This window comes from Pseudoxanthomonas sp. CF385 (assembly GCF_900104255.1).
In the GTDB taxonomy this organism is placed as follows: Bacteria; Pseudomonadota; Gammaproteobacteria; order Xanthomonadales; family Xanthomonadaceae; genus Pseudoxanthomonas_A.
The window spans coordinates 1,455,987-1,478,420 of the sequence record NZ_FNKZ01000001.1 but is presented as its reverse complement, the minus strand read 5'-3'; the positions used below and the strand labels follow the sequence as shown (position 1 = coordinate 1,478,420).

Genomic DNA, 22,434 nt, shown 5'->3' with positions numbered 1-22,434 from the left:
GGCGGGGCCTGCCGGCCGGCAGGACGGGAGCGGCTTGTCGGCCGCGAGGGAATGCGGCGAAGATGCGCCGCGATGAAGGCCCGACATTATCCCGGCTTGCCCCTGCCCGCGCCACTTCGGCGCTGGGCCGCGCTATCGGTCTGCGCCGTCGTGCTGGGTCTGGCCGGGTGTGGCGGTTCCAAGCCCCAGGCCCGGAAGTCCTCGCCCCCACCCGCGCAGCGCGCATGGCCGGTGGTGGAAGCCGACGATCCGGCCGCCGCGACCGCGGTGCTGATGCGGGCGATCGGCCTGGTGGGCACGCCGTACCGCTACGGGGGCAACACGCCGGAGTCGGGATTCGACTGCAGCGGCCTGGTGACCTACGTGTTCCGGGACATGCTGGATGTCCGCCTGCCCCGCACCTCGCGCGAGCTGGCCGACGTGCAGGGCCCGAAGATAGAGCCCCGCCGCCTGGCGCCGGCGGACCTGGTGTTCTTCGGCAGCCGAGGCACCGTCACCCATGTGGGCATCTATGTGGGTGAAGGGCGGTTCGTCCACGCCCCCAGCACGGGGGGTACGGTCCGGCTGGACCATCTGGATGGCGCCTATTGGCGGGACCATTACACGGGCGCGAAACGCGTCCTTCGTTAGGAATCGGTCAACTCTGTGACAGCCGACGTTCACGCTTAACGAATAAATAACGATTTCTGAACCAAATCGGGTCGATCAGCCGGCATTATCGTGATCATCCTGTGAAGCCCTTCCCGCGCGTGACGACCGACGACCTGCCGCCAGGCCTGCCAGCCGCCACCCACCGCATCCCGCGGGGGGTCACCCGAATCCTCTTCAGCCTGTCGCTCTGCGTCGCCGCCTCCGCGGCCGTGGCCCAGAACGCGCCGGCTCCGGTCGAAGCTCCCGCGCCTGCCGCTGCCAGCGCCGACGTGGTCGATGCACCCGCTGCGGCCCCGGCCAAGTCGGTCACCGCCAGCGTCAAGGAAAAGGCCGCCGAGGCCGCAACCGCGACCCTGTCCGCCCTGCTCCCGCGCCTGGCCGCCAGCGACACGCTGCCGCTGGTCGATCGCTCGGCCATGGTCGCCGGCGACATCAGCAAGCTGCTGGCCGCCTACGATCTCAGCAAGGAAGGCGTGGTCGCCCAGGAGCAACAGGGCGGCAAGGTCCAGGTCGTGCTGCAGCGCGCGCTCGCGCTGATGGGCACGCCTTACCGGTGGGGCGGCACTTCGCCCGACAGCGGGTTCGATTGCAGTGGCCTGGTCGGGTATGTGTTCCGCACCGCGCTGGGCATCGAATTGCCGCGCGTCTCGCGCGACATGGCCACCAAGGCCGACGCCGAACTGATCAATGCGCGTGAGGAACTCCGCCAGGGCGACCTGGTGTTCTTCGGCCTGAAGGGCCGCGTGAACCATGTCGGCATCTACGTCGGCGAAGGTCGCTTCCTGCACTCGCCCAGCCGCGGCAAGGACGTGCGCGTGGACACCCTACTGACCGGCTACTGGGCCAACCGCTACCTCAGCGGCCGCCGCGTCGCGATGTAACGCAGCGCCCCCGCCGCACCAGTAAGAAGGCCGCCACGTGCGGCCTTCTTCTTTTCGCACACACGGTGCAGCGCAACTTGCGCGGCGTGGCGCATTGCCGCCATCCTCCGGCAGGCGCGCGGCCACCGCGCACCACCGTTTCTTCGCGCCGAAGGGGAGTCGTACGCGATGCAGGCTTCATTGCTGACCAACCTGCTGCTGCCGTTGGCCTTGGGCATCATCATGCTCGGGCTGGGGCTGGGACTGACGCTGGACGACTTCCGCCGCGTCGCGCGCTATCCGCGCGCGGTGCTGATCGGGCTCGCCCTGCAGACGCTGGTGCTGCCGTGGGCCGCGTTCGGGCTTGCGCTCGGCTTCGGCTTGCCGGCGGAGCTGGCCGTGGGCCTGATGCTGCTGGCGGCTTCGCCCGGTGGCGCCACCGCCAACATCTACAGCCACCTCGCCCGCGGCGACGTGGCGCTGAACATCACCCTGACCGCGATCAACAGCCTGCTCTGCCTGCTGACGCTGCCGGTGATCCTCAATCTGTCGCTGGAGTATTTCCTCGGCGCCGGCCAATACGTCCCGCCGCCGACGAAGAAGGTGGTCGAGGTCGCCGCCATCATCCTGCTGCCGGTCGCGATCGGCATGCTGCTGCGCGCGAAAGCGCCGGGCTTTGCGGCGCGTGCGGAGAAGCCGATCCGCCTGGCCTCGGTGCTCGTGCTCGCCTTGCTGGTGGTCGCCGCGGTCGTGCAGGCGCGGGAGACGCTGGCCACCTACTTCGCCATCGTCGGTCTGGCCTGCCTGCTGTTCAACCTGGCCAGCATGGGCGCCGGCTACATCGCGCCGCTGGCGCTGCGCCTGCCGAAAAAGCAGGCCATCGCCATCGCGATGGAGATCGGCATCCACAACGGCACGCTGGCGATCTTCATCGCACTCAATGTGCTGGAGAAGCCGACGATCTCCGTGCCGGCCGCGGTCTACAGCCTGCTGATGTTCGTCACGGCCGGCGTGTTCGCCTGGTGGGTGTCGCGCGGCACGCGCGAGGCCGTCGCCTAGCCGTCCGATCCTGGACCGCGCGCCACGTACGCCATGCTGATGGATGCGGGCGCGGTGTCGGCGAAGCCGAACTGCGCGTAGAGGTGCCGGGCATCGCCATCCGCGACCAGCATGACGTAAGCGGTCGGCGGCGCATTCGCGCGCAACCAGGCATCCAGCGCCGCCATGATGCGCTTGCCCAGCCCCTGCCCCTGATGGTCACGCTGCACGGCGATGTCCACGACGACGAACACGGTGCCGCCATCGCCGACCACCCGCCCCATGCCGATCACCTCGCCCGCCTGCACCAGGCTGACGCCATACAGCGTGTTCGACAGACCGCGCTCGGCGGCTTCGTGCGACTTGGGCGACAGGCCGGTTTCGGCGCGTAGGCGACGATAGGTCGGCGCGTCCGGGAACGACGCGACCAGTTCGATCGCCGCGGCGTCACTCATGGCGCGGGAGCAGCGTCATCCGCAAGGCCCACGTTGGTGGATGCGGACTCGTAGATCTCGCGATCGAGCAGGCCGGTTTCCTTCGCCACCAGCACCGGCACCAGCATCTGGCCGGTCACGTTGGTCATCGTGCGCATCATGTCGAGGATGCGGTCGATCGCCACCAGCAGGCCGATGCCTTCCAGTGGCAGGTTGGCCGCGCTCAGCACCAGCGTGACCATCACCGTCGCGGTGCCCGGCACGCCGGCCGTGCCGAAGCTGCCCAGCACCGACGCCAGCAGGATGACGAAGTACTGGTTCACCGACAGGTCCAGCCCGAAGTACTGGGCCACGAAGATCGACGTCAGCGCCGGGTAGATCGCCCCGCAACCGTCCATCTTGATGCTCGCGCCCAGCGGTACCGCGAACGCGGCGTAATCCTTGTCCACGCCCAGGTTGTGGGTGACGCTGCGCAGCGCGACCGGCATCGAGGCGAAGCTGGACGAACTGACGAACGCCACCTGCATGCCGGGCGCCGCGCCGCGGAAGAACTTCCACGGATTCAGGCCATGCGCCAGCAGCAGGCTGCCGTAGACCACGACGATGTGGATCGCGCAGGCCACGTACAACGCACCGATGTAGCTGCCGAGCGGCAGCAGCTTCTCGAAACCGTACGTGCCCACCAGCGCGCCGATCAGGCCGAACGTGCCCAGCGGGGTCATCTCCAGCACGAAGCGGGTGACCTGCACCATCGTGTCGCTGGCCTCGCCGGCGAGCTTGCGCAGGCCCGCGCTGCGCTCGCCCAGCTTCACCAGCGCGAAGCCGAGCAGGCCCGCGAAGAAGATCACCTGCAGGATCTTGCCTTCGGTGAGCGCCTTGAACGGATTCGCCGGCACGATGTCGAGCAACACCTGCACCGGCGTCGGCACTTCGCGCACCTGGTAGTCCGGCGCCATCATCAGGCCGGTCAGCCCCTTGCCGGGCTGCACCACCCAGCCCACGGCCAGGCCCACGCACACGGCCAATGCCGCCGTCGCGGCGAACCACAGGAAGGTGCGCCCACCGAGCGCCGCCACGGACTTCTGCCCGTGCAGGCTCGATACCGCATTGATCACGGCGAAGAACACCAGCGGCACCGCGATCATCTTGATCAGGGTGACGTAGAGGTCGCCCAAGGGCTTCAGCCACGTGCCGGCGGCCGGTCCCAGCCACCAGCCCACGAGTGCGCCCAGCACGAAGCCGGCGACGACGCGCTGCCAGAACGGGATCCTCAACCAGGCCGACACCAGCTTCATCCAGACCACTCATCGAAACGGACGGAACACCTTAGCCCAAGCCCTCTCCGGGGGCGACCCTGCGGGCGGAATGCCGGGTGTCATGAACAGGACACTGCCCGGACGGCATAATGACGCGTCCGCCTTCCCCCGGTTCACCATGCACCTGCGCTCTGTCGTACCGCCGCTCGCCGGCGCGATCCTGCTCACTGTCCTGGCCGGCTGCGCCAGCACCTCGGCTACCGTTTCCTCCTCCCTTCATGTCGACGTCGCGCCGGTGGCGCATCCGCAGGGCGAGACCCCACAGTGGTGGTATCGCAGTGGTGCTGCCAAAGCGGCCGGCAACGGGGCCATGCAGGGCCGCGCGAAGAATGTCATCGTCTTCCTGGGCGACGGCATGAGCCTCACCACCGTCGCCGCCGCGCGCATCTTTGAAGGCCAGCGCAAAGGCACGCCGGGTGAAGAGAACCTGCTCAGCTGGGAACGCTTCCCGCACACCGCCTTCAGCAAGACCTACAACACCGACTCGCAGACGCCCGATTCCGCCGGCACGATGACCGCGGTCGCTACCGGCGTGAAATCGCACATGGGTGCCATCGGCGTCTCCGCGGGTCACAAGAACGACTGCGCCGACAGCCGCAACAAGCACCTGCTCAGTTGGTTGACGCTTGGCGACAGCGCCGGCCTGGCGACGGGCATCGTCACTACCGCGCGCCTGACCCACGCGACGCCGGCTGCGACGTACGCGCACGTTCCGCACCGCGACTGGGAAAACGACAGCGACCTGCCGGAAGAAGCCGTTGCCGCGGGTTGCACGGACATCGCGCAGCAGCTGCTTGCCGCCGCGCGCTTCGGCCGTGGCCCGACCGTCGCATTGGCCGGTGGTCGTGGCGAGTTCCTGCCGGTCGACGTGCGCGATCCGGAGGAAGACGACAAGGTCGGCCAGCGCCTGGACGGCCGCAACCTGGTGGCCGAATGGCAGCAGGCGCATCCGCAGGGCGCGTATGTGTGGAACACGCAGCAGCTGAAAGCCGCAGCCGATGCGCCGCAGCTGCTCGGCCTGTTCGAATACGACCACATGCAGTTCGAACACGACCGCCGCAAGGACGACCAGGGCGAGCCGTCGCTGGCCGACCTGACCCGCGCGGCGATCCATACGCTCTCGCGCAATCCGGAGGGCTTTGTACTGTTGGTGGAAGGCGCGCGCATCGATCACGCCAATCACTACGGCAACGCGTATCGCGCGCTCGATGAAACCGTCGCGATGTCAGATGCCGTGCAGGCCGCGTTGGAAGCGACCTCGCGCGACGACACGCTGATCCTGGTCACCGCAGACCACTCGCACACGCTGAATTTCGTCGGTTATCCGGTGCGCGGCAATCCCATCCTCGGCAAGGTCCGCGGCCAGGGTGGCGAAGACGACACGCCCGGCGACCTCGCGCGCGACCAGAACGGCATGACGTTCACCACACTGACGTACGCCAATGGCCCCGGCTATACCGGTGCCAGCAACCGTCAACCTGCAGGTCCGAAGAAATTCCTGCATGCGCCCAGCAGCGTCGAGCCATCGGAGGGCCGTCCCGACCTGAGCCATGTCGACACCGAGCATCCGGACTACCTGCAGGAAGCCCTGGTGCCGCTGAAGTCGGAATCGCACGGCGGCGAAGACGTCGGCATCTGGGCGACGGGCCCCGGCAGCGACGCCTTCCGCGGCACGCTGGAGCAGAACACGATCTACCACGTCATCGTGCAGGCCACCCCGAAGCTGCGCGCACGCCTGTGCGCCGCCGGCACCTGCGACGCCAATGGCGTGCCGGTGGAGCTGCCGAAGATCGGCGATTTCGAGAAGAAGTGAGCTTCGAAAAGAAGTGAGCGGTGGGCCCCGACACGGTCGGGGCGCACGGTTCAGAACGGCTTTGCCAGCACAAGCCACACGATCGCGATCAGCGCGAACAGCGGCAGTTCGTTGAACCACTTCAATGCGGTCGGCGACGGTAGCGACCGCCCCTTCGCCACGCCCTTGAGCCAGCGGCCGGTGACGATGAAGTGCGCGAGGATGAGTGCGACCAGCGTCAACTTGGCATGCAGCCACCCGCCGCTGATGCCGAAATGGAACCACAGCACGCCGCCCAGGATCACCGCGATGCCGAACATGCTGTGGCCGAAGCCGTAGAGGCGCCGGCCCATCAGCAGCAGGCGCGCCTGCACGTCGCGCTGTCCGGCCGTCTCGGCCAGGTTGACCAGGATGCGCGGCAGGTAGAAGACCGTCGCCATCCAGGCGATGACGAAGACGAGATGGAAGGTCTTGACCCACAAGTACATGCGGCTGGCTCCGTCTGGCTGCGCGGGATGGCGTGCGGCGCATAGGATAGCGCGCCGCATCGCGTAAGCTTCCCGCTTTTCCGCACCCCGGACACGCGCATGACCAAGCAGTACGACGCCGACTACTTCCAGCGCTGGTACCGCGAAGGCGACATCGGCGGCGCACCGAGGCTCGCGCGCAAGGTCGCGATGGCGGTCTCGGTGGCCGAATACCACCTCGAGCGCCCGATCCGCACAGTGCTCGACATCGGCTGCGGCGAAGGCGCGTGGCGCGCGCCGCTGCTGAAGTTGCGACCGAAGGTGCAGTACCTCGGCTTCGACGGCAGCGAGTACGCCATCCGACGGTTCGGGCGCACCCGCAACCTGCACTATGCGCGCTTCGAGGACTTCCAGTACCTGCGCCCGTGCGAACCCGCCGATCTATTGGTGTGCTCGGACGTGCTGCACTACGTGCCCACGCGCGACCTCAAGCGGGGACTGCCTGGCCTGGCCGCGTTGTGCGGAGGCGTGGCGTTCCTGGAGACCTTCGCCAGGGAGGACGAATTCGACGGCGACCATGAGGGCTTCCAGCCGCGCAAGGCCGCCTGGTACCGGCAGGCCTTCAACGGCGAGGGTTTCCAGTCCATCGGCAACCACTGCTGGCTGGGCCCGCGCCTGGCCGGCGATGTCGCGGTACTGGAGGCCGCAGATGATCGGCCGATAACCTGAACAGGCCTCGCGCGGCACCCTCGCCTTTTGGGGTATGCTGCGGCGCAGCACCGCGCACCAAAAGTGGGATTTCGGACCGCCATGACCCTGTACCAACTGCATGAACTCGGACGCGCATGGATGGCGCCGCTGGCCTACATGGCCGAAGCGAACGCGCGCATCTTCTCTGCCCCGACCAGTTGGTTGTCCAACATGCCGGGCGCCGAGCGCATCGCCGCCGGCAACGAACTGATCTACCGCATCGGCAAGGACTACGAGAAGCCCGCGTGGGAGATCCACGAGGTTGAGGTCGAAGGCCGCACCGTTCCCGTCGTTGAGCAGGAGATCGTCAGGAAGCCGTTCTGCCGGTTGCTGCGCTTCAAGCGCTATACCGACGACGCCGACACGATCACCACGCTGAAGGACGACCCGGTCGTGCTGGTCGTGGCGCCGCTCTCCGGCCACCACGCCACCCTGCTGCGCGACACCGTGCGCACGCTGCTGCGCGACCACAAGGTCTACGTGACCGACTGGGTCGATGCGCGCATGGTGCCGTCGTCGGAAGGCGCCTTCAGCCTCGACGACTACGTGGCCTACGTGGAGGATTTCATCCGCCACATCGGCGCCGACAAGCTGCACGTGATCAGCGTCTGCCAGCCGACCGTGCCGGTGCTGGCGGCCGTCTCGTTGATGGCCGCGCGCGGCGAAGCCACGCCGCGTTCGCTGGTGATGATGGGCGGCCCGATCGATGCGCGCCGCAGCCCCACCGAAGTGAACAGCCTCGCCACGCGCAACCCGTTGTCGTGGTTCGAGAACAACGTGATCAACACGGTGCCCATGCCCTACCCGGGCGAAGGCCGCCGCGTATATCCCGGCTTCCTGCAGCACGCCGGCTTCATCGCGATGAATCCCAGCCGCCATTTCATGTCGCACTGGGACTTCTACGCGGACCTGGTGAAGGGCGACATGCAGGACGCCGAATCGCACCGCAAGTTCTACGACGAGTACAACGCCGTGCTCGACATGCCGGCCGAGTACTACCTGGACACGATCCGCACCGTGTTCCAGGAGTTCCTGCTGCCGCGCGGCAAGTGGAAGGTCAATGGCGAGCTGGTGACGCCATCGGCCATCAAGAAGACCGCGCTGATGAGCATCGAAGGCGAGCTGGACGACATCTCCGGCCAGGGCCAGACGGCTGCCGCGCACGACCTGTGCACCGGCATCGCGAAAGCCCACCACAAGCACCTGACCGTCGAAGGCGCCGGCCACTACGGCATCTTCAGCGGCCGCCGCTGGCGCGACAACGTCTATCCGCAGGTGCGCGACTTCATCGCGAAGTACGCGGGCTGACGCGCGCGGCGCGTTGGCCTAGCGCGCGCCCGGCGAGCCGGAGCGCGTGATGATCCAGCGCACCGCGGCGTCCACCGGTTCGCTGGAACCCGAGAACGCCACGTTGTGCCCCAGTCCGGGGAACACCCTGGACTCGTACGCCTTGCCCTGCGCCTTGAGCGCATCGAGACGTTCGACCGATAGCCCCACCGGTGCCTGGACGTCGACGTCCCCGTACAGCCAGAGCCCCGGGATCGACAGCGCCGCGAGCGCATCGCGCGGATCGGTGTCGGCGAATGCGTAGCGATCCGGATCGTTGCTGATGTGGTCCCGCGCCTCGGCCTCGGTGTGCGTCGCCCAGAAATCCGGCGCGCCTTCCGTGTAGAACTGGAAGCGCAATTGCTCGCGCGCCGTCACGACCGGTCCACTGAAGAACACCATGAACTGCACGGCGGGATTCTTCCTGGCGGCGAGCGGAATGATCCAGGCCGCCTGGCTGAAGCCGACCAGCCCGACGGGTATCTCGCGAGAAGGAAGACGCCCCCTCAGTGTGTCCACGGCTTTGTCCGCATCCGTGGCCAGCATGTCGAGATTGGCCGCATCGACGTTGTTGGTGCCCACTTCGGGCCCTGCGTAGAGGCCACCCGACTCGCCGACGCCGCGCTTATCGTACGTCAGTACCGCGATACCGTCTTTGGCCAGGCGCACGGCGAAATCCGCCATGCGCTTCTCCTGGCCCGACCCATGCACGATGACGACGGCGGCGCGCGGGTGTTCGGGCTGGAATAGCGTACCGACGAGGGTGACGCCGTCGCTCTCGAACCTGACGTCCTTCGATGCGATGCCGGCGAGTCCTTCAGCGCGCGGTGCAGACGCGACCAGCAGCAGCGACAGGCACAGCAGGCGCACAAGACCATGACGCATGACGACGGTTCCTTGGATCTCTTCGAAAAAATACCGGGCCGCAGAAGCGGCCCGGCGTTCGATGCCTCACACCACCGGCGTGCGCACCAGCAGGTGCTTGGCCAGCCAGCCGTGGAAGCGGCCGATGTAGCGTGCCAGGTGCAGCGTGCCGAACAGCAGCAGGAAGCCCGCCAGGAAGCACACCGGCCACAGCCATGGCCAATCCGGCGTCAGGTTGATGACGTCGACGTCGAACGCACCGGCGTGGCCCAGCAGCAGGATGACCGGTGCCGCCATCAGGCTCAGCGAGACGGCCAGGAAGGTGATCGCGATGGTGAAGTAGGCCGTGCCCAGCGCTTGCATTAGCACCAGGTACAGCATCGCCGTCCAGGTGCGGCCATCGGTGAACAGTTCCTGCAGGCGCGTCGTCCACGGCTTGTCGCGCTGCGTGTACAGCGGGCGGCGTGGCATGCGCTCACCCAGCAGCACCTCCACGATGCGGCCTTCCACCAGCGACAGCAGCCGCACCGACATCAGGAACAGCAGCAGCAGCGGAATGCCGACGATCAGGATCAGCAGGCCGACCGACAGGCTGGCGCCGGTGACGACCCAGGTGAAATAGAACGTACCCGTCGCCAGCGACAGCAGCATGTAGAACAGCGCGCCATAGGTGCGCGGATCGGCGGCGACACCGAAGAAGCGCCCCACCAGCGAGGTGCGCTTGGGCGGTGCCGGCGGCCGCAGCGCGCGGGTCACGGTGACTTCGGTGTCGCGGTAGATGTCGGCCACTTCCTCCGGTGCGCCGTAACTGCCGGCGACCGAGGCGATGACGTCGGCTTCCGACGTACCCGGGTTGGCCGCCATCTCCGCGCGCAGGTATTCCTCCGCGTCGTAGAGGGCGTCCTGGACCATGGCCTTGTCGGCGCCCGACAGCGCGGCGCGCAACTGCTCCAGGTAGGCAGGGATCGTGGTGGGCAACGTGCCCGGCGTGATGGTGGTGGTGTTCATGCAGGAATCCCCTCAAGCACGGAATCGACGGAATCTCGGGTGGCGCGCCAGGCGGCGGTCCACGCCTGCAGGGTCTGCCGCCCTGCCTCGGTAATGCGGTAGTAGCGGCGCGGCGGCCCGGCGACGGAGGGTTCGACGAAGCTGTCCAGCAGTCCGCCGCCCTCCAGGTTGCGCAGCACCGGGTACAGCGCACTCTGCTTGCCGCTGAGCACGCCTTCGCCCACGCGTTCCAGCTGTTTGGCGATCAGGTAGCCATACAACGGCTCCCCGGCGCGGGCCAGGACGGCGAGCAACGCCAGCGAGACGGTGCCGGCGCTGAGCTCTTTCTGGAACTTCTTCAGGTGGATGTCGGGTTCGTTCATCGCTCCCCCTTTGCGGACCGGCCGCTAGGTTGGAGAGGATGCTATTACGAAGTTTGATATAGCGAATGTGCCAGTAGTCACTGGGACCGGCGGCCTCCCTACAATCGGCCCACCTACCGCCCCGGATCCGCCATGCGCCTGACGCCCCTGCTGCTCACCTGCCTGTTCGCCCTGCCCGCCGCGCACGCGGCCGAACCGCCGAAGTACCTGAGCGCCAAGGAGATCCTGGATGCCTCGCCGGACGCCGACTGGCGCACCCTGGACCCGGCGAACACGCTTTACATGGACGTGCCCGGCGGCCGCGTGGTGATCGAACTGGCACCGTCTTTCGCACCGGAGCACACGGCCAACATCCGCACGCTGGCGCACGAGGGCTTCTGGAACGGACTGGGCATCTACCGTTCGCAGGACAACTTCGTGGTGCAGTTCGGCGATGCCGATGCGGAAGACACCGCCAAGGCGAAGCCGCTGGGTACCGCGAAGACCAAGCTGCCGGCGGAGTTCGCGCGCACCTCCCAGGGCGTGGCCTTCACGCCGCTGCCCGACGCGGACGGCTGGGCGCCCGACGTCGGCTTCGTCGAGGGTTTCCCCGCAGGGCGCGATCCCAAGACGAACGAGGTCTGGTTGGCCCATTGCTACGGCGCGCTCGGCGCAGGCCGCGGCGGTCCGCCGGACAGCAGCAACGGCAGCGAGTTGTACGTGGTCACGGGTCAGTCGCCGCGGCAACTGGACCGCAACATCACCCTCGTGGGCCGCGTGGTGAAGGGCATGGAACTGCTGAGCGCGATCCCGCGCGGGCCGGAGCCGATGGGCTTCTACGAGAACGCCACCGAACGCACGCCGATCACCGCCGTCCGCCTGGCCCGCGATGTGCCGGAAGCCGAACGCACGCCGCTGCAGGTCCTGCGTACGGACTCGAAGACCTTCGCCGCCGCCACCGAAGCGCGCCGCAACCGGCGCGACGGCTGGTACGTGCGTCCTGCCGGCCACATCGACCTGTGCAACGTGCCGCTGCCGGTGCGCACGCCGCCGACCCGCTGAGCCTCCACGAGCGCCGTCCCGACGGGCGGCGCTTGACAGCGGCGCCCCGTACTTAGATATATAGCAAATACGTTAATTATCTAAGTCCACATGACAGTCGACCGCATCTTCGACGCCCTGGCCTCCCGCCCGCGTCGCGAAATCCTCGCCTACCTGTCCGCGCAGGAACTCACCGCCGGCGAGATCGCCGCGCGCTTCGACATGAGCGCGCCGGCCATCTCGCGCCACCTGTCCGTGCTGGAAGCCGCCGGCCTGGTCAGCAGCGACAAGCGGGGGCAGTTCGTCTTCTACCGGCTGGCGCCCGACAACCTCGTCAACACGCTGACCGGTTTCGCGTTCGAGGTCTGCCCCACCGCCGGCCCGCTGAAGCGCGAAGCCAAGGCACGCGCACGCAAGACCGCCACGCCCAAACCCCGCTGAATCCTCGAGGAGCCCCCATGCATCGCCATGCCGACGTCGTCCCGGGTTTCCCCACCGCCCGCATCCGCTCGTACTCGGGCGGGCTGCCGGTGGAGGTGGTGTTGCTGGCGCAACTCGGGCCCGGCGCGGGCGACCGCCTGCACGCGGAGACCGGCGCGCTGCAGCGCACGCATCCGGGCTTCGTGGACGCGCTCGACGAACCGTCGGTGCGCATCGCCGCACCGGATTTCGAGGCCGGCGAACGCAGCGCGCTCTACACCTTCACCGTCGGTGCCGACGGCCATCCTTTCCATCGCCACGCCGGGCATCGCACGTTCACCGCGGTGACCGGCAGCGGCGGCGCGCGCCTGCGCTTCTCGACCGCCTCCGACGAACAGCTCGCGCGCGACCCCGCGCATTTCGCCGCCGCCCTCCACCACGTCGACCTGCCGGCCGATGCGCTTTTCAGCGTGCGCTTCGGCGGCGGCACCTGGCACCAGTTCGCCCCGCTGCAGGCCGGCACCACGCATCCGGTGCTGTTCGCGCTGTCCTGCCACACGGACGAACTCGGCGGCCTGCCGCACGGCGCCCTGCAGGACAAGGTGCTCGCCGGCGAGGCGAACATCGCGACGCTGACCGAAACGCTGCCGTCCGCCGTGCAGGGCTGGCTGGCCGCCCATCCGGCGCATGCGCAGCGCATTCCCACCGTGCGTCTCGCCCTGCATGCGCCGCCAGGCAGCTGGCAGCAGCATCTCTGCGCCGCACTGCGCGCGCGTGCCGGGCGGCTGCGCACGCGCCTGGCCGGCTGGTGCGGCGAGATCGGCTTCGTCGAGGGCCGCGCATCGCCGGTGAAGGCGCTGCCATCGCCGCCAGTCGGATCGCTGCTGTCCGACGAACTGCCGGGCTTCCACCACCAGGACACGTTCAGCCTGCGCCTGCAGGGCACGGCGACGGCCACGGCGTCGGCACTGATGGCCGATGTGCTGGAAGGCTTCCTGCAGTACCGCCCCACCGGCGTGACCCAGCTCATGCGGCTGCGCAATGTGCTGGTGCGCCCGTTGCGCCTGCGCACCTCACCGCTGGGATGCCCGGTGTCCTCACTGCTTTCCACCGCGGAGGGCCCGCTGTTCGCCGGGCGCTATCCGGTGCTCGGGCAGCAGGTCGATGCCGATGGGCGGCGCGCGCAAGTGATCCTCGGCGCGGACGACCGGCACCTGGCATTCCGGTCCTGCGTGGGCGTGCAGATCACCGAAGACGGCGTGGAAGTGACCCTGGGCACCCGCGTGCGGTGCCGCAACGCCTTCGGTCGCGCCTACATGGGTGCGATCAGCGGCGTCCACCATGCGTACATCGCGCCGGCCATGCTGCGAATGGCGGTGGAAGGCGCGGCGCGGCGGCATGCGCCGCTTTCGCTGGCGCAGGGTTTGTTCGCCTGACGCCGGTCAGGCGGCGCGCTGGCTGACCGCCACGCTGCCCAGGATCAGCGCGCCGGCGGCGAGCATCGCCAGCGTCACCGGCTCGCCGAGGAACGCCCAGGCGAAGCCCGCGCCGAACAGAGGCACCAGGTAGGTCACCGTCGATGCGCGCGCCGGACCGATCCGCTGGATCAGCCGGTAATACAGCAGGAAGGCGTAGCCGGTGCAGACGACACCGATCGCAATCGCCGCGCCCCACGCGCTGTTGGGAATCGCGCCCGTCGGCCAGTGCGTCGCCGCGAACGGCAGCACCAGCAGCGCCGCGCAGCTCAGCGTCGCCGCCGCAGCGGCGGCCGGCGGAATACCGCTCAGGTGCTTGCGCACGAGATTGACGCCTACGCCGTACAGCAACGCCGCCGTGGAGCCGGCCACGACCGCGCCGCCGACGCTCAGGCCGCCGGCCTTGCTGGTGGCCAGCACCACCACGCCGACGAAGCCCACCAGCAGCGCCAGCGAACGGCGCGTGCCGATCTTCTGGCCGAAGAACAAGAACCCCACCAGCGCCGTGAACAGCACGGTCATCGCGTTGCAGATCGCGCCGATCGCCGCGGGCGAACGTTGTGCCGCCCACGCGAACAGCAGGAAGGGAATCGCTGAATTGATCGCGCCGATGATGGCCAGGCGCGGCCACATGCCGGCACGGAAGTGCGCACGCTCGCGCCACAGGAACGGCAGCAGGACCAGCGCGCCCAGCGCCAGCCGCACTTCCACCAGCGCGAAGGGCCCGAACGGGTTCGCCGCGATGCGCATGAAGAGGAACGAACTGCCCCAGATGGCGCCCAGCGCCAGCAGCTCCAGCGGCGTGCGCCAGTCGCGCCCGGCCACCTCGGGGAGCGGTCCCACGGCGGCGTTGCCCTGCGTCATCGGTGCACCCTCGTTCGTGCCTGGCACCATTCTGGCGGAACGCGTGCGGCCCACAAGCGCGTACGATACGGCCAAGCCACAAATCTGGCTTGTGCCTGGAGCCGTCATGAGCCTGCGTCCCGCCCTGCTGCCCGCCCTCGGCGTGTTCGCCGCCGCCGCACGCCACCAGAATTTCGCCCACGCGGCCGACGAGCTGCACCTCACCGCGAGCGCCGTCAGCCACCACGTGCGCAAGCTGGAAACGTTGCTGGGCGTGGCGCTGTTCCAGCGCCATGCGCGCGGCGTGAAGCTCACGGTCGAGGGCCGGCAGCTCGCGGATGCGGCGAATGCAGCGCTGGGCGACATCGATGCGGTCGCCTCCCACCTGCAGCTGGCGGGCAAGACCACCACCCTGCGCATCACCACGCTGCACTCGCTGGCGTATTGCTGGTTGCTGCCCCGGCTCCCCCGCTTCTGCGTGCGCCATCCGCACATCCGCCTGCATGTCGACACGGGCATCGCGCTGACCCGCTTCGACGACGAAGGGCCGGAACTCGGCATCCGCCACGGCCCCGGCCACTGGGCGGGCCTGACGTCGCATCACCTGATGGACGATGAGTTGTTCCCGGTCGCATCCCCCGCCCTGCCGGGCATCGAGGACGTGAAGGAGCCGCGCCAGATCGCGCAGCTGCCGCTGGTGACCGATCTCGCCCTGCAGGGCTGGCGCGACTGGTTCCGCGCCGCCGGCGTGCGCGGCCTGCGCCTGCCGACCATGCACAGCTTCAACGACAGCACTGACGCGATGCGCGCCGCGGTCTATGGCGTGGGCGCTGCGCTGGCGCGTCGGCACGTGGCCCAGCCCTACCTGCAGCGCTACGAACTCGTGCGCCTGCCCGGCCCCGCACTGAAAGCCCGCTTCGCGTACTACGCCGTGCACCCGGCGCACAAACCGCCCAGCGCCGCGGCGCAGGCCTTCATCGACTGGCTCAAGGAAGAGGCGCGCGACGAGCGCACGCCGTTACCGCCGATGCCGGACGATTTCCTGGGTCGCGCCGGCCATCGGTAGTCGGGGACAGCGTCAGGGCACGGCTTTGAGCGCCTGCACCACGATCGGCTTCAGCGCGCGGATGTTGGCATCGTCGGATTGGTCGGCGTCCAGATGGACGCTCATCAGGAACGCCATCAGATCGTGGCGGCGCGCAAGCCACGCGCTGTCGGCGTAGGCTTGGTTCGCGTCGCCCAACCGCGGTGGCAACGCGTCGAACCAGCGCGTCCACGCCGCTTCGTCCAGCACGCCGCGCTTCGCGGCGTACAGCACGGGCCGCGCCAATCGTCCCGGCTCACCGAAGACATAGGCATGCGCATTTGCCGGCACCACCTGGGCGGCGACCGCCCGCAGGAGCGTCTCCACCTGCGCACGGTCCACGCGTTCGTTGAGCACCAACTGGAGCGACCAATCCGCACCGTGGGCAACGCCATGACGCCAGCCCTCCTTCGCATCGAATCCGCGGTAGTCGCGCACCGAGGACAGATAAGCTGCCGCCCGTTCCACCATGACGGCGCGCTCCTCCGCCGACATCCAGGACGACATCCGGTCCGTGCGTGCGACTTCCGAAAGGACGAGCGCGGCGAACGGCGGACCCAGTCCGTTGCCGCCCTCCTCGTCCAGCGTCGCGTAGAGGCGGTCGCGCAACGCGCGCCGCTGCGCCACGTCCAGCTTCCCCGCGCGCATCCAGGCGCTGAGCGCCTCGTAGGCGACACCGTCGCGCAGCGCCGGATCCGGGTCGGAAAGACAGGCCGGCAGCGTCGCGACCAAGGCGGCACGCACGTCATCCGACACGATGAATGTCTGTTCCTTCATCAACCGCAATGAAGACACATCCGTGCCTTCCGGCGGACACGCGGCCATCGCCGAAGGCGACAGCGTTAGCCCCACCCATGCCAGCCATGCCCGTGCATGCATCGTCATGCCCTCGTGTTGTGCGGAACGCTCAGAGGCTCGCGCCGTCGAACGGACTCACCTTGAGCGCCGCCAAGTCCACGCCGGGCAGGCAGCGTACGTTGACGGCGGCCATCAGGGCGCCGGTCTTCGGATGCGCCGCTTCGCCGTACGGCGCGATGCCGCAGACAGCGCAGAAGTGATGCTGGATGTGGTGCTTGTTGAACGTATAGGTCGACAGGTCGCCTTCGGGCGTCTTCAACACCAGCGCCTCGCGCGGCGCGAACCACAACAGGCCGCCACGCCGACGGCAGAGCGAGCAGTTGCAGTCGATCACGTCGTTGACATCGCCTTCGACCTCGAACGCGATCCGCCCGCAGTGGCAGCTTCCTTCGTGCTTCATGGCAGGGTTCCCCGTTGGCTGGAAACCAAGCGTATATCGAATGGCACGGGCGCAGGCATGACCTTCGGCCTATGCTGTCGCTTCCGCCCACCGCTGCACCGCAACAGGACTCCCATGCGCAAGACCCTGCTCGCCGCCGCCCTCCTGGCCTCGCTGTCCGCCTGCCAGAAGAGCGAAGCCCCCACCGTCGCCCCGGGTGCCGATACCTCGGCTGCGGTCGCGGACACCGCCAAGGCCGATGCCGCCTTCGCCGGCCTGTCGACGCGCGCGCTGGAAGGCTGGCTGCAACTCTCTCCCGTCGGCGCCACCCAGATCGGCGAACACAAATACGACGGCGAACTCGACGATTTGAGCGCGGCCGGCCGGCAGAAGGGCCTGGACTTCAGCAAGAAGATCCTGGCCGAACTGGATGCCACCGACATCGCCGCGCTGTCGCGCGAGAACCAGGTCGATGCGGCCATCCTGCGCAACCAACTGCAGTACGACATCTGGACCGCCGAAACCCTGCAGAGCTGGGCATGGGATCCGCAGGTCTACAACAATGTCGCCGGCGGCGCGATCTACGGCTTGATGGCGCGCGAGTTCGCGCCGTTGCCCGACCGCCTGAAGTCCGCCACGGCGCGCATGCAGAAGATTCCCGCGCTGCTGGCGCAGGCGCGCGAGAACCTCGATCCCGCGCGCGTGCCCAAGGTGCACGCCGAGACCGTCGCCAAGCAGAACGCCGGCATCCTCAGCATCGTCGAGACCTTCATCACGCCGCACCTCAAGGACCTGACGGACGCCGATCGCGCGCAGGCCGAGGCCGCCATCGACAACCTGAAGAAGGCCGTGGCCGAACACCAGGCCTGGCTGGACAAGACGCTGGTGCCGAACGCGAAGGGCGACTTCCGCATCGGCCAGACGCTGTACGACCAGAAGCTGCAGTTCGCCCTGCTCTCCTCGCTGTCGCGCGCCGACATCAAGCAGCGCGCCGAAGGCGAGCTCAAGCGCGTGCGCGAAGACATGTACGGCATCGCCCGCACCGTGCTGAAGGACAAGCCCGGCGCGCCCGCCCTGCCCGAAACGCCCACCGCCGAGGAACAGCAGAAGGCGATCGAAGCCGCGCTCGAGCTGGCCTACGCCGAACGTCCGGCCCGCGACAAGGTGGTGCCGGACGCGGAAGCCGCGCTGGCCCAGGCCACCGAGTTCGTCCGCAAGCACGACCTGGTCACGCTGCCGGACGCGCCGGTGGAAATCATCGAGATGCCGGAGTTCCAGCGCGGCGTGGCGGTGGCGTACTGCGATTCGCCCGGCCCGCTCGACAAGAACCTGAAGACCTTCTACGCCGTCTCGCCGATCCCGGACGAGTGGGACCAGAAGCAGGTCGACTCCTTCCTGCGCGAATACAACAGCCGGATGATCCACCTGCTGAGCATCCACGAGGGCACGCCGGGCCATTACCTGGAAGGCTGGCATTCGGCCAAGTTCCCGTCGACGCTGCGCGCCGTGCTGCGCTCGGGCATGTTCGCCGAGGGCTGGGCCGTCTACACCGAGAAGATGATGGCCGACGCCGGCTACCTCGACAACGATCCGCTGTTCCGCCTGGTGCAGATGAAGTTCTACCTGCGCACGATCGCCAACGCGATCCTCGACCAGGGCGTGCAGGTCGATGGTTGGACGCGCGAACAGGCGATGGACCTGATGGTGCGCCAGACCTTCCAGCAGGAGCGCGAAGCGGCCGGCAAGTGGACGCGCGCGCAGCTTACGTCGGCGCAGCTGCCCACGTAGTTCGTCGGCGTGCAGGAGCACTTCGACATGCGCAAGGCGGCGGAAGCCAAGCAGGGCGCGCAGTTCAACCTGAAGGCCTACCACGACCAGGTGCTGTCCTACGGCGCGCCGCCGGTGCGCTTCGTGCGCCAGCTGATGCTGGACGAACCGATCAAGTGACGTCCCGGCGCGCGCGCAGCGCGCCTTTCCCGGGACGTCATCTCCGCGAACGCGGGGATCCAGCGACGTCCACCGCACGCTGTAGAGCGGAGCTTGCTCCGCTTCTTCGCGAAAGAGCAGCCGAGCAAGCTCGGCTCTACGTCAGGCGCGACGTCGCCACGATCACGCCGTTGCCATCGGCATAGATCCAGTCGCCCGGCGCGATCGACAGCCCGGCGAACGCCACCGGCACGCCGACTTCGCCCAGGCCGCGCTTCTCGGTCTTCATCGGATGCGCCGCCAGCGCCTGCACGCCGAGCGGCAAGGCCGCCAGCGCATCGACATCGCGCACGCAGCCGAAGATCAGGAAGCCGGACCAGCCGTGCTTCACCGCGTTCGCGGCGATCTGATCGCCGAGCAGCGCGCGGCGCAGCGAACCACCGCCGTCCACGACGATGACGCGTCCCTCGCCCGGCGTGGCCGCCAGTTCGCGCACGCGCGAATTGTCCTCGAAGCACTTCACCGTCACCGCCGGTCCGGCGAACGCGACGCGTCCACCATAGCCGCGGAACACCGGCGCTGCGACCTGCACGTCCGGGTACTGGTCGCACAGATCGGGGGTCGTCCAGGTCATGTGCGGGCTCCGGCTTGGGGTGTCCGATGGTAACGCGGCGATGACGCCGCCACGCTATCCTGCGCGCATGGACGATCTCTTCGCTTCGGCACCCCCGGTCGCGACGGCCGGCATCCGCGTCGGCATCGGTGGCTGGACCTTCGCGCCCTGGCGCAAGAACTTCTACCCCGCCGGCCTGGTGCAGCGGCGCGAGCTGGAATACGCCAGCCGCCAGCTCACCGCCATCGAGATCAACGGCACCTACTACAGCACGCAGAAGCCAGCGACCTACGCCAGCTGGCGCGACCAGGCACCCGAGGGATTCGTGTTCTCGGCCAAGGCGCCCAAGCGGATCATGCAGTCGCGCTCGCTGGCGTCGACGCGTGCGCAGGTCGAGGATTTCGTCGGCGGCATCGCCGAACTGGGCGCCAAGCTCGGCCCGCTGGTGTGGCAGTTCGAAGCGGGCCGTCGCGTCGACGCCGAGGAACTCGACGCCTTCCTGACGCTGCTGCCGCGCGACATCGAAGACCGGCCGCTGCGGCATGCGCTGGAAGTCCGCGATCCGGCCGCCGTAGATGCCGGCCTGATCGAACTCGCACGGCGGCATAAGGTAGCCACGGTCTTCACCGACTCCACCGAACATCCCTCCTTCGCCGACCTCACCGCGGACTTCGTCTATGCGCGTCTGATGCGCTCGCAGCCGATCGACACCGGCTACCCGCCAAAGGAACTCGCGCTGTGGGCCGAACGTGCACGCGCATGGTCGCGTGGTGAAGACATCGCCGAACTGCCGCATGTGGGTGAGCACGCGCCAGCGCTACCGCATCGCGATGTGTTCGTGTATTTCATCAGCAGCGCGAAGGAACGCAATCCCGCCGCGGCGATGGCGCTTATCCGCAGGCTGGCGAAGTAGCACTCAGTAGCGCAACGGGCGCTTCGCGATGATCCAGCCCGCGACACCCGCACCGACCAGGCAGGTGAACGCCACATAGTGGGCGGGCGCGAGCGGGCCCCACGCCTTCGACAACCAGGCGAGCAGCGGCGGCGTCAGTCCGCCGAACACCGCATAGGCTACGTTGTACGAGAACGACAGGCCGGAGAAGCGCACGTCCGGCGGAAACGCCGCGACCATCAGCGCCGGCGTCACCCCGACCACGCCGCAGCAGAATCCGGCCAGCGTGTACCAAGCCACGAACTGCGCCTCGTGGCCCGCCACCAGCGCGCCGTAGAGCGCGTAAGCGGCGATGACCAGCCCCAGGGAACCCGACAGCAGCGCGCGTCCCACGCCGATCCTGTCCACCGCCCACCCGGCCGCCAGGCAGCCGAACACCAGCGCCAGCGTCGCCAGGCTGTTGCCGCGGAACGCGACCGCGGGCGCGATGCCGAAGCTGGTCTGCACCAGGGTCGGCGTCAGCAGCACGACGACCACGATCGCCGCGGTCAGCTGCCAGGACGCGAGGATCGACAGCACCACAGCCGGCCGATGCGCCGCCAGCACCTGTTTCACCGGCATGCGTCGCGCCAGTTGCCGGCGTTCGCGCATTTCGACGAACACCGGCGTCTCCTCCAGCCAGCGCCGCAGCCACACGGCGATGAAGCCGAACACGCCGCCGAGCAGGAACGGCACGCGCCACACCCAGGCCTGCACCTCGGCGGCGCTGTAACGCGCATTGATCCACGCCGCCAGCAGCGAGCCGATCAGGATGCCGGCAGTCAGGCCCGCCGTCAGCGTCGCGCAGGCGATGCCGACGCGGCTGCGCGGCACGTGTTCGGCCACGAAGACCCAAGCGCCGGGCACTTCGCCACCGACGGCGATGCCCTGCACGATCCGCATCGCCAGCAGCAGCAACGGCGCCAGCAGACCGACCTGCGCGTGCGTCGGCAGCAGGCCGATCAGCAGCGTCGGCACCGACATCATGAAGACGCTGAGCGTGAACATGCGCTTGCGCCCCAGCCGGTCGCCGAAGTGCGCCATCACGATGCCGCCGAGCGGGCGCGCCACGTAACCCGCGGCGAAGATGCCGTACACCTGCAGCTGTGCAAGCCAGGGCGCCGTGCCGGGCGGGAAGAACAACGCCCCCAGCGTCTTGGCGAAGAACACGAACACCACGAAGTCGTAGAACTCCAGCGCGCCGCCCAACGCCGACAGGCCGAGCGTCTTCGCGTCGCGCCGGTCGAAGGGACGATGGACGGGGGCGGCGGAGGCGTTCATGCAAGGGAGGTCGAAACGGGGCGGCGGGCGACCATCGCATGCGGCCACGCCTTCGTCCAGTTCAGGGCGGCAGCGGACGCCGACCCCGGCCGAGCATGCGATCCAGCCCCAGCAACACCAGTCCCAACACGACGAAGACGCCCAGCACGCCCACGGCGTTCACGCCCACGCGCGCCCAGCCCAGCTGGCCGACGTCGATGAAGGGATACGGGTATTCGCCCACCCAGGCCCCGCGCACGAACACCCAGATCACGTAGGCCAGCGGGAACGACAACCACGCCAACACGTCGCGCGCGCTCAGGGTCCCGTGCGGCACGCAGGCCAGCCACCATGCGCAATAGGCCAGCGGTGCGGCGTAGTGCAGCCCGGTATCGGCCCACCATTGCGCGCCCTGCGGCTGCCACAGATGGCGCAGGATGAAGAAGTAGATGCAGCCGGTGACGCCGATATAGAGCGCCACCGCCGCCCGCACGCGCGGACGCGCGAAGAAGCCCGTCCCGCCTGCAGCGGCCGTCCAGGCCACCGCCACCACCGCGATATTGCTGAGGATGGTGAAGTAGCTGAAGAAGCGCAGCGTGCCGAATGCCACGCCGACATTGTCGCGGGTCAGCTGCACCAGCAGCACGTATTGCAGGAGCAACGCGGCCAGCGACAGTGCGCCGACGATGCCGGCGGAGATGCGGGAGGCGGCGGACAGGCGTGCGGGCGACATCGGTCATCCTCGATCCACGGTCCT

22 protein-coding genes and 2 pseudogenes are annotated in these 22,434 nt (G+C 68.5%); 12 read left to right on the top strand and 12 right to left on the bottom strand.

The window, feature by feature from the left end:
- Positions 1-72 precede the first annotated feature (72 nt).
- The 3 genes from BLT45_RS06690 to BLT45_RS06680 all read left to right on the top strand — a co-directional run bounded on the left by BLT45_RS06690 (position 73) and on the right by BLT45_RS06680 (position 2,570).
- Positions 73-630 (top strand): C40 family peptidase, encoded by a 558-nt coding sequence (locus BLT45_RS06690; protein ID WP_093296683.1) that lies wholly within the window; start codon positions 73-75, stop codon positions 628-630.
- Positions 631-749: 119 nt separating this feature from the next.
- Complete coding sequence (locus BLT45_RS06685) at positions 750-1,532, top strand: C40 family peptidase (protein WP_093298635.1); 783 nt, start codon at positions 750-752, stop codon at positions 1,530-1,532.
- A 168-nt stretch (positions 1,533-1,700) separates the two neighbouring features.
- Positions 1,701-2,570, top strand: coding sequence for a bile acid:sodium symporter family protein (locus tag BLT45_RS06680; protein WP_093296681.1), 870 nt, complete (start codon positions 1,701-1,703; stop codon positions 2,568-2,570).
- Here BLT45_RS06680 and BLT45_RS06675 read toward each other — a convergent pair.
- Together BLT45_RS06675 and BLT45_RS06670 are read right to left on the bottom strand one after the other, a co-directional pair.
- Positions 2,567-3,004, bottom strand: coding sequence for a GNAT family N-acetyltransferase (locus tag BLT45_RS06675; protein WP_093296679.1), 438 nt, complete (start codon positions 3,002-3,004; stop codon positions 2,567-2,569). The two genes, BLT45_RS06680 and BLT45_RS06675, sit on opposite strands and share 4 nt — an antisense overlap.
- Positions 3,001-4,278, bottom strand: coding sequence for a dicarboxylate/amino acid:cation symporter (locus tag BLT45_RS06670; RefSeq protein WP_093296677.1), 1,278 nt, complete (start codon positions 4,276-4,278; stop codon positions 3,001-3,003). The genes BLT45_RS06675 and BLT45_RS06670 overlap by 4 nt, the downstream gene beginning before the upstream one ends.
- 139 nt (positions 4,279-4,417) lie before the next feature.
- Between BLT45_RS06670 and BLT45_RS06665 the strand changes: the two genes are divergently transcribed.
- Complete coding sequence (locus BLT45_RS06665) at positions 4,418-6,112, top strand: alkaline phosphatase (protein WP_093296675.1); 1,695 nt, start codon at positions 4,418-4,420, stop codon at positions 6,110-6,112.
- Between the two features lie 50 nt (positions 6,113-6,162).
- Here BLT45_RS06665 and BLT45_RS06660 read toward each other — a convergent pair whose 3' ends face one another.
- Complete coding sequence (locus BLT45_RS06660; protein WP_093296673.1) at positions 6,163-6,579, bottom strand: CopD family protein; 417 nt, start codon at positions 6,577-6,579, stop codon at positions 6,163-6,165.
- Between the two features lie 99 nt (positions 6,580-6,678).
- Here BLT45_RS06660 and BLT45_RS06655 point away from each other — a divergent pair, with 99 nt between their 5' ends.
- Positions 6,679-7,287: a class I SAM-dependent DNA methyltransferase gene (locus tag BLT45_RS06655; protein WP_093296671.1), complete on the top strand. Its 609-nt coding sequence runs from the start codon at positions 6,679-6,681 to the stop codon at positions 7,285-7,287.
- A gap of 81 nt (positions 7,288-7,368) precedes the next feature.
- A pseudogene (gene phaZ, locus BLT45_RS06650) lies at positions 7,369-8,607 on the top strand (polyhydroxyalkanoate depolymerase); the annotation flags it as partial.
- Positions 8,608-8,634: 27 nt separating this feature from the next.
- Here phaZ and BLT45_RS06645 read toward each other — a convergent pair.
- From BLT45_RS06645 to BLT45_RS06635, 3 genes are all read right to left on the bottom strand, one after another.
- The gene (locus BLT45_RS06645) at positions 8,635-9,519 is read right to left on the bottom strand and encodes an alpha/beta hydrolase (protein WP_093296667.1); all 885 of its coding nucleotides are present in this window, start codon (positions 9,517-9,519) and stop codon (positions 8,635-8,637) included.
- A gap of 66 nt (positions 9,520-9,585) precedes the next feature.
- On the bottom strand, positions 9,586-10,506 hold the full coding sequence (locus BLT45_RS06640; protein WP_093296664.1) for a sensor domain-containing protein: 921 nt from the start codon (positions 10,504-10,506) through the stop codon (positions 9,586-9,588).
- Entirely contained in the window at positions 10,503-10,868 is a 366-nt protein-coding gene (locus BLT45_RS06635) for a PadR family transcriptional regulator (protein WP_093296662.1), read from the bottom strand. Before BLT45_RS06635 ends, BLT45_RS06640 begins: the two co-directional genes overlap by 4 nt.
- Before the next feature lie 132 nt (positions 10,869-11,000).
- Between BLT45_RS06635 and BLT45_RS06630 the strand changes: the two genes are divergently transcribed.
- The 3 genes from BLT45_RS06630 to BLT45_RS06620 all read left to right on the top strand — a co-directional run bounded on the left by BLT45_RS06630 (position 11,001) and on the right by BLT45_RS06620 (position 13,744).
- The gene (locus tag BLT45_RS06630) at positions 11,001-11,909 is read left to right on the top strand and encodes a peptidylprolyl isomerase (RefSeq protein ID WP_093296660.1); all 909 of its coding nucleotides are present in this window, start codon (positions 11,001-11,003) and stop codon (positions 11,907-11,909) included.
- A gap of 90 nt (positions 11,910-11,999) precedes the next feature.
- Positions 12,000-12,329 (top strand): metalloregulator ArsR/SmtB family transcription factor, encoded by a 330-nt coding sequence (locus BLT45_RS06625; protein ID WP_093296658.1) that lies wholly within the window; start codon positions 12,000-12,002, stop codon positions 12,327-12,329.
- A gap of 17 nt (positions 12,330-12,346) precedes the next feature.
- On the top strand, positions 12,347-13,744 hold the full coding sequence (locus BLT45_RS06620; protein ID WP_093296655.1) for a DUF2867 domain-containing protein: 1,398 nt from the start codon (positions 12,347-12,349) through the stop codon (positions 13,742-13,744).
- A 6-nt stretch (positions 13,745-13,750) separates the two neighbouring features.
- Here BLT45_RS06620 and BLT45_RS06615 read toward each other — a convergent pair whose 3' ends face one another.
- Positions 13,751-14,647 carry a DMT family transporter gene (locus tag BLT45_RS06615; RefSeq protein WP_093296653.1) on the bottom strand — a complete coding sequence of 299 codons (897 nt, stop codon included), beginning with the start codon at positions 14,645-14,647 and terminating at the stop codon, positions 13,751-13,753.
- 106 nt (positions 14,648-14,753) lie between these two features.
- Here BLT45_RS06615 and BLT45_RS06610 point away from each other — a divergent pair, with 106 nt between their 5' ends.
- Positions 14,754-15,692 (top strand): LysR substrate-binding domain-containing protein, encoded by a 939-nt coding sequence (locus tag BLT45_RS06610; protein WP_093296651.1) that lies wholly within the window; start codon positions 14,754-14,756, stop codon positions 15,690-15,692.
- 12 nt (positions 15,693-15,704) lie between these two features.
- Here the strand turns inward: BLT45_RS06610 and BLT45_RS06605 are convergent, their stop codons facing one another.
- Positions 15,705-16,595, bottom strand: coding sequence for a DUF2785 domain-containing protein (locus BLT45_RS06605; RefSeq protein ID WP_217629533.1), 891 nt, complete (start codon positions 16,593-16,595; stop codon positions 15,705-15,707).
- A gap of 22 nt (positions 16,596-16,617) precedes the next feature.
- On the bottom strand, positions 16,618-16,968 hold the full coding sequence (locus BLT45_RS06600; protein WP_093296649.1) for a GFA family protein: 351 nt from the start codon (positions 16,966-16,968) through the stop codon (positions 16,618-16,620).
- Positions 16,969-17,082: 114 nt separating this feature from the next.
- On the opposite strand from BLT45_RS06600, the pseudogene BLT45_RS06595 reads away from it, so the two are divergent.
- Positions 17,083-18,894 (top strand): annotated as a pseudogene (locus tag BLT45_RS06595) (DUF885 domain-containing protein).
- Positions 18,895-19,030: 136 nt separating this feature from the next.
- Here the strand turns inward: BLT45_RS06595 and rraA are convergent.
- Positions 19,031-19,507 (bottom strand): ribonuclease E activity regulator RraA, encoded by a 477-nt coding sequence (gene rraA / locus BLT45_RS06590; RefSeq protein ID WP_093296647.1) that lies wholly within the window; start codon positions 19,505-19,507, stop codon positions 19,031-19,033.
- Positions 19,508-19,574: 67 nt separating this feature from the next.
- On the opposite strand from rraA, the gene BLT45_RS06585 reads away from it, so the two are divergent.
- Positions 19,575-20,399 carry a DUF72 domain-containing protein gene (locus tag BLT45_RS06585; RefSeq protein WP_093296645.1) on the top strand — a complete coding sequence of 275 codons (825 nt, stop codon included), beginning with the start codon at positions 19,575-19,577 and terminating at the stop codon, positions 20,397-20,399.
- A gap of 3 nt (positions 20,400-20,402) precedes the next feature.
- Here BLT45_RS06585 and BLT45_RS06580 read toward each other — a convergent pair whose 3' ends face one another.
- Positions 20,403-21,698 (bottom strand): MFS transporter, encoded by a 1,296-nt coding sequence (locus tag BLT45_RS06580; RefSeq protein WP_093296643.1) that lies wholly within the window; start codon positions 21,696-21,698, stop codon positions 20,403-20,405.
- A gap of 61 nt (positions 21,699-21,759) precedes the next feature.
- Entirely contained in the window at positions 21,760-22,410 is a 651-nt protein-coding gene (locus tag BLT45_RS06575; RefSeq protein ID WP_093296641.1) for a Pr6Pr family membrane protein, read from the bottom strand.
- Positions 22,411-22,434: the final 24 nt, after the last annotated feature.

What these genes read in the sequence shown, in the direction of transcription:
- BLT45_RS06690 (WP_093296683.1), top strand. Translation starts at nt 73, where the DNA reads ATGAAGGCCCGACATTATCCCGGCTTGCCCCTGCCCGCGCCACTTCGG.
- BLT45_RS06680 (WP_093296681.1), top strand. Translation starts at nt 1,701, where the DNA reads ATGCAGGCTTCATTGCTGACCAACCTGCTGCTGCCGTTGGCCTTGGGC.
- BLT45_RS06675 (WP_093296679.1), bottom strand. Translation starts at nt 3,004, where the DNA reads ATGAGTGACGCCGCGGCGATCGAACTGGTCGCGTCGTTCCCGGACGCG.
- BLT45_RS06670 (WP_093296677.1), bottom strand. Translation starts at nt 4,278, where the DNA reads ATGAAGCTGGTGTCGGCCTGGTTGAGGATCCCGTTCTGGCAGCGCGTC.
- BLT45_RS06665 (WP_093296675.1), top strand. Translation starts at nt 4,418, where the DNA reads ATGCACCTGCGCTCTGTCGTACCGCCGCTCGCCGGCGCGATCCTGCTC.
- BLT45_RS06660 (WP_093296673.1), bottom strand. Translation starts at nt 6,579, where the DNA reads ATGTACTTGTGGGTCAAGACCTTCCATCTCGTCTTCGTCATCGCCTGG.
- BLT45_RS06655 (WP_093296671.1), top strand. Translation starts at nt 6,679, where the DNA reads ATGACCAAGCAGTACGACGCCGACTACTTCCAGCGCTGGTACCGCGAA.
- BLT45_RS06645 (WP_093296667.1), bottom strand. Translation starts at nt 9,519, where the DNA reads ATGCGTCATGGTCTTGTGCGCCTGCTGTGCCTGTCGCTGCTGCTGGTC.
- BLT45_RS06640 (WP_093296664.1), bottom strand. Translation starts at nt 10,506, where the DNA reads ATGAACACCACCACCATCACGCCGGGCACGTTGCCCACCACGATCCCT.
- BLT45_RS06635 (WP_093296662.1), bottom strand. Translation starts at nt 10,868, where the DNA reads ATGAACGAACCCGACATCCACCTGAAGAAGTTCCAGAAAGAGCTCAGC.
- BLT45_RS06630 (WP_093296660.1), top strand. Translation starts at nt 11,001, where the DNA reads ATGCGCCTGACGCCCCTGCTGCTCACCTGCCTGTTCGCCCTGCCCGCC.
- BLT45_RS06625 (WP_093296658.1), top strand. Translation starts at nt 12,000, where the DNA reads ATGACAGTCGACCGCATCTTCGACGCCCTGGCCTCCCGCCCGCGTCGC.
- BLT45_RS06620 (WP_093296655.1), top strand. Translation starts at nt 12,347, where the DNA reads ATGCATCGCCATGCCGACGTCGTCCCGGGTTTCCCCACCGCCCGCATC.
- BLT45_RS06615 (WP_093296653.1), bottom strand. Translation starts at nt 14,647, where the DNA reads ATGACGCAGGGCAACGCCGCCGTGGGACCGCTCCCCGAGGTGGCCGGG.
- BLT45_RS06610 (WP_093296651.1), top strand. Translation starts at nt 14,754, where the DNA reads ATGAGCCTGCGTCCCGCCCTGCTGCCCGCCCTCGGCGTGTTCGCCGCC.
- BLT45_RS06605 (WP_217629533.1), bottom strand. Translation starts at nt 16,595, where the DNA reads ATGACGATGCATGCACGGGCATGGCTGGCATGGGTGGGGCTAACGCTG.
- BLT45_RS06600 (WP_093296649.1), bottom strand. Translation starts at nt 16,968, where the DNA reads ATGAAGCACGAAGGAAGCTGCCACTGCGGGCGGATCGCGTTCGAGGTC.
- rraA (WP_093296647.1), bottom strand. Translation starts at nt 19,507, where the DNA reads ATGACCTGGACGACCCCCGATCTGTGCGACCAGTACCCGGACGTGCAG.
- BLT45_RS06585 (WP_093296645.1), top strand. Translation starts at nt 19,575, where the DNA reads ATGGACGATCTCTTCGCTTCGGCACCCCCGGTCGCGACGGCCGGCATC.
- BLT45_RS06580 (WP_093296643.1), bottom strand. Translation starts at nt 21,698, where the DNA reads ATGAACGCCTCCGCCGCCCCCGTCCATCGTCCCTTCGACCGGCGCGAC.
- BLT45_RS06575 (WP_093296641.1), bottom strand. Translation starts at nt 22,410, where the DNA reads ATGTCGCCCGCACGCCTGTCCGCCGCCTCCCGCATCTCCGCCGGCATC.